The organism is Mycobacterium sp., assembly GCF_032162105.1.
GTDB lineage: Bacteria > Actinomycetota > Actinomycetes > Mycobacteriales > Mycobacteriaceae > Mycobacterium.
On record NZ_JAVRPS010000396.1, the window covers coordinates 1 to 3,316 of the forward strand.

The 3,316-nt window shown below is 65.1% G+C and carries 2 protein-coding genes; both read left to right on the top strand.

All coding sequences use genetic code 11. The features are described 5' to 3' along the window. Positions 1–1,085 (top strand): acetyl-CoA C-acetyltransferase (locus QOC69_RS20315; RefSeq protein WP_526442896.1); only part of this gene is annotated, 1,085 nt, incomplete at its 5' end. A 63-nt stretch (positions 1,086–1,148) separates the two neighbouring features. Beyond that, positions 1,149–3,281 carry a 3-hydroxyacyl-CoA dehydrogenase NAD-binding domain-containing protein gene (locus QOC69_RS20320; RefSeq protein ID WP_526442898.1) on the top strand — a complete coding sequence of 711 codons (2,133 nt, stop codon included), beginning with the start codon at positions 1,149–1,151 and terminating at the stop codon, positions 3,279–3,281. Positions 3,282–3,316 lie beyond the last annotated feature (35 nt).

A 3,316-nucleotide genomic window follows, 5' to 3' on the forward strand; every position in this document is an offset into this window, starting at 1 on the left:
TCCCCGACCTGGAGGAAGATCGCATCTCCGACGTGGTCCTCGGCGTAGTCACCCCGATCGGTGACCAGGGTATGGACATCGCACGCACCGCTGTCATCGCGGCCGGCCTGCCGGACACCGTCGGTGGCGTTCAGCTCAACCGCTTCTGCGCATCCGGCCTCGAGGCCGTGAACGTCGCCGCGCAGAAAGTCCGGTCGGGCTTCGAGGATCTCGTGATCGCGGGTGGTGTCGAGTCGATGTCTCGCGTCCCGATGGGCTCCGACGGTGGTGCCGTGACCATGGATCCGGCCACCAGCTACGACACCTACTTCGTTCCGCAGGGCATCGGCGCGGATCTGATCGCGACGATCGAGGGCTTCAGCCGCGACGACGTCGACGCGTATGCCGTCCGTTCGCAGGAGCTCGCCGCAGCCGCATGGTCGGGCGGCTATTTCGCCAAGTCCGTCGTGCCGGTGAAGGACATGAACGGTCTCGTCGTTCTCGACAACGATGAGCACATGCGTCCCGGCACCACGCCGGACGACCTGGCCAAGCTCAACCCGTCGTTCTCGATCATGGGTGAAATGGCCGGCTTCGACGCGGTCGCGCTGCAGAAGTATCACTTCGTGGAGAAGATCAACCACGTCCACCACGGCGGCAACAGCTCGGGCATCGTCGACGGCGCCGCACTCGTGCTGATCGGCTCGGAGGATGCCGGAAAAGCCTCAGGGCTGACCCCGCGCGCCCGGATCGTCGCAACCGCCACCACCGGCGCGGACCCGACGATCATGCTGACCGGACCGACACCGTCCGCCCTGAAGGCGCTCGAGGTCGCAGGCCTGACTGTCGACGAAATCGACCTCTTCGAACTCAACGAAGCCTTCGCCTCCGTCGTCCTGAAGTTTCAGAAGGACCTCAACATCCCGGACGAGAAGCTGAACGTCAACGGCGGCGCGATCGCCATGGGCCACCCGCTCGGGGCGACCGGCGCGATGATCGTCGGCACCATGGTCGACGAGCTCGAGCGCCGCAACGGCCGGTACGCCTTGATCAACCTGTGTATCGGCGGCGGCATGGGCGTTGCCACCATCATCGAGCGCGTCTAATCCCAACCGGCGGCTGAGAATTCAAGGAGACACAGAGCTGTGACAACGACTGAAACGAACAGCATCATCGGTTGGGAGCAGGACGCAGACGGCATCGTCACCCTGACCATCGACGACCCGAACCAGGGTGCCAACACGATGAACGAGGCCTACAAGACGTCGATGAGCGCGACCGTCGGGCGGCTCCATGCCGAACGGGACAGCGTCACCGGTGTGGTCATCACCTCGGCGAAGAAGACCTTCTTCGCAGGAGGCGACCTGAAGGACATGAGGAAGGTCGCCCCGGAAGAGGCCCAGACGATCATGAACGACCTGGGTCAGATCAAGGGCGATCTACGTCGTTTGGAGACGCTGGGCAAGCCGGTCGTCGCCGCGATCAACGGTGCCGCGCTCGGTGGGGGCCTGGAGATCGCGCTCGCAAGCCACTACCGCATCGCCGCGGACGTGCCGGGTGTGCAGCTCGGCCTGCCCGAGGTCAGTCTGGGCCTGCTGCCCGCTGGCGGCGGTATCGTCCGCACCGTGCGTTTGCTCGGTCTGCAGGGTGCACTGATGGGTGTGCTGCTGCAAGGTCAGCGCCACGACCCGGGCAAGGCCAAGGAGATCGGCCTGATCAACGAGGTCGTCGGCTCGATCGACGAGCTGGTGCCCGCCGCCAAGGCGTGGATCAAGGCCAACCCCGAGGGTGGCGTGCAGCCGTGGGACAAGAAGGGCTACCAGATCCCCGGTGGCACCCCGTCCACCCCGGCGTTCGCGGCGAGCCTGCCCGCGTTCCCTGCCAACCTGCGTAAGCAGCTCAAGGGCACCAACATGCCTGCCCCGCGGGCGATCCTGGCCGCCGCGGTTGAGGGCTCGCAGGTCGATATCGACAACGCGTCGCTGATCGAATCGCGCTACTTCGTCAGCCTGCTGACCGGCCCGGTCGCGAAGAACATGATCCAGGCGTTCTTCTTCGACCTGCAGTCGATCAACAACGGTGGTTCCCGTCCCAAGGATGTCCCGAAGCGCGACATCCGCAAGATCGGCGTGCTGGGCGCGGGCATGATGGGCGCGGGTATCGCCTACGTCTCCGCCAAGGCCGGTTACCAGGTCGTGCTGAAGGACGTCACGATCGAGGCGGCCGAGCGCGGCAAGAACTACTCGGAGAAGATCCAGGCCAAGGCGCTCTCGCGGGGGCGCACCACCCTAGAAAAGTCCAGCGAAGTCCTCGCTCGCATCACCCCGTCCGCCGACGTAGCCGACTTTGCAGGCGTCGACTTCGTCATCGAGGCCGTCTTCGAGAACACCGAGCTCAAGCACGAGGTGTTCCAGGCGATCGAGGACATCGTCGACGCTGACGCACTGCTCGGCTCGAACACCTCCACCCTGCCGATCACCGGTCTGGCGGCCGGCGTGAAGCGCGAAGAGGACTTCATCGGAATCCACTTCTTCTCCCCGGTCGACAAGATGCCACTGGTGGAAATCATCAAGGGCGAGAAGACCTCTGACGAGGCGCTGTCCCGGGTGTTCGACTACACCCTGTCGATCGGCAAGACCCCGATCGTCGTCAACGACAGCCGCGGCTTCTTCACCAGCCGCGTCATCGGCACCTTCGTCAACGAGGCCATCGCCATGCTGGCCGAGGGCATCGAACCGGCCACCATCGAACAGGCCGGTCAGCAGGCCGGTTACCCGGCCCCGCCGCTACAGCTCACCGATGAGCTGAACCTCAAGCTCATGCAGAAGGTTCGGGCGGAAACAGAGAAGGCGGAGACCGGCGCCGGCAAGCTCGCAACCGAGCACGCGGCCTACCCCGTGATCGACACGCTCGTCGAGGCTGGTCGCCCTGGTCGCCTGGAGAAGGCCGGCTTCTACGACTACGACGAAGACGGCAAGCGCATCGCCCTCTGGGAGGGCCTGCGGGACACTTTCAAGACCAGCACCGAACTCCCGGTTCCGTTCCAGGATCTGATCGACCGGATGCTGTTCATCGAGGCCATCGAAACGCAGAGGTGCTTCGACGAGGGCGTACTCACCGCACCGGCTGACGCGAACATCGGCTCGATCTTCGGCATCGGCTACCCGGCCTGGACCGGCGGCGTGCACCAGTTCATCGTCGGCTACCCGAACGGCGGCCAGTCGGCATTCGTCGCCCGCGCCGAAGAGCTCGCAGCCAAATACGGCCAGCGGTTCACACCGCCCGCCTCGCTCAAGTCCTAACTGGCCACCCTTGTACGAGAAGGTTCTCAACGAGC